The organism is Streptomyces sulfonofaciens (genome assembly GCF_014656295.1).
Taxonomy (GTDB): Bacteria; Actinomycetota; Actinomycetes; order Streptomycetales; family Streptomycetaceae; genus Streptomyces; species Streptomyces sulfonofaciens.
In genome coordinates, this window is the sequence record NZ_BNCD01000064.1 from 1 (window position 1) to 1873 (window position 1873).

1 protein-coding gene is annotated in these 1873 nt (G+C 75.3%); it reads right to left on the reverse strand.

Annotated features, from left to right (window positions below):
* On the reverse strand, positions 1-1873 hold a 1873-nt coding region (locus IE313_RS34565; protein ID WP_189939331.1), incomplete at both ends, for a SpnB-like Rossmann fold domain-containing protein.

Sequence of the window (1873 nt, forward strand, 5' to 3'; positions counted from 1 at the left end):
GCCGCGGGCCCCCGCCTGCTGGTCAGCAGCAGATGCCGCACACCGTGCTCGGCCACCAGATGCCGCGCCAGCAACGCACCCAGCGTCCCGGTACCACCCGTGACCAGCACCGTTCCCTCCCCGTCGAACGGTTCCACCGGTGCACCGCTCCCGGACGGTTCCACGTTCGTCCGTGCGAGGCGCGGGGCGTGTACGGTACCGCCACGGACGAGGGCCTCGGGGTGCCGTCCGGTGAGTACGGCGGGCAGCGCCAAGGCGCCGGGTTCCGTGGCGTCCACGTCGATCAACAGCAGCCGTCCGGGCTCCTCCCACTGCGCGGAGCGGATCAGGCCCCACACGGGTGCCGCGGCCGGATCGGTGACCGGGTCGTCGGCGGTGGCGGCCAGCGCACCGCGGGTGACGAAGGCGAGCTTCGCACCGCTCAGCCGCTCGTCGGCGACGAACCGCTGGGTGAGGAGGAGAGTGTCCCGGGCGAGGGCGCGTGCCTCGGCGGCGTGCTCGGCCGCCGGCACGTCACCGGCCGGCCCGCTCCTGGCCGCAAGGACGACCTCCGGCACCGCGGCACCCTCGGCCACCGCGGCGGACAGTTCCGCCAGATCCGCGTAGCCCCGTCCCGGCACCCCGACCGCGTCCAGCACGGCCCGCAGCCCGAACGTGTCAGCGCCCAGCAGCGCGTACGAGCCGACGACCGCGCCGTCGGGCACGACGGGAGCCCACTCCAGGGTGTGCAGCAGACCGCGGGCGGACGCCCCCGACCCGCCCAGCAGATCGGGCCGGACCGCACGGGTCGCCAGTGACGCGACGGCGGCGACCGGCGCCCCGGTGCCGTCCGCGAGCTGGATCGACAGCTCGCCGTCGGCATCGGTCACGAGGCGTGCGCGCAGCACGGAGGCGCCCGCGGTGCGCAGGGTGACACCGCTCCAGGAGAACGGCAGGCGCACCCCGCCGTCGTCCTCGGACTCCCGGATGCCGTCCAGCACGCTGGTGTGCAGCACGGCGTCCAGCAGCGCCGGATGGAGGTGGAAGCCTTCGGCGGCCCCTTCGTCCGGGAGGCGCACCTCCGCGAAGACGGCCCCGTCGCCGCGCCAGGCGGCCTGGACCCCCTGGAAGAGCGGGCCGTACTCGTAGCCGTGCAGGGACAGTTCGCTGTACAGGTCCGACACGTCGACGGGTCTGGCGCCCTCGGGCGGCCAGACGGACAGGTCCACGGGCACCTCGGGCGGCTCGGCCGGGCCCGCGGCGAGCACACCCGTGGCATGCCGGGTCCAGGGCTCCTCGTCGGTGGCCTCGGCCCCCGCGCCCGGGCGGGAGTGGATGGTGATCGTCCGTGCGCCGTCGGCGGCGGCGCCCACCACCACCTGGAGCTGGACCGTGCCCTGCTCAGGCAGGACCAGCGGCGCGTGCAGCGTCAGTTCGGAGACGTGGTCGGCGCCGGTGCGCGCGGCGGCGTGCAACGCCAGCTCGACGAAGGCCGTGCCCGGCAGCAGCACGGTGCCGCTCACCGCATGGTCGGCGAGCCATGGGTGGGTCGCCGACGACAACCGGGCGGCGAACACCCGGCTGTCGCCCTCCGCCAGTTCCAACGTCGACCCCAGCAGCGGATGCCCCGCGCTCGCCAGCCCCAGACTGTCCGGATCCGCCTGTCCCTTGGGTCTGACCACCCAGAACCGCTCGCGCTGGAAGGCGTACGACGGCAGGTCGACGTGCCGGCCCGGGCCCGGGAAGACCCGGTCCCAGGCGACCGCGACACCGTGCACGTGCGCAGTGCCCAGCGCCGCCAGCACTGCGTGCGCCCCCGGCCGGTCGTGGCGTTGGGTGGGGATGACGGTGGGGACGAGGGCGGTGGTGTCGGGGTGTGGGCTGGGGTTCGCCT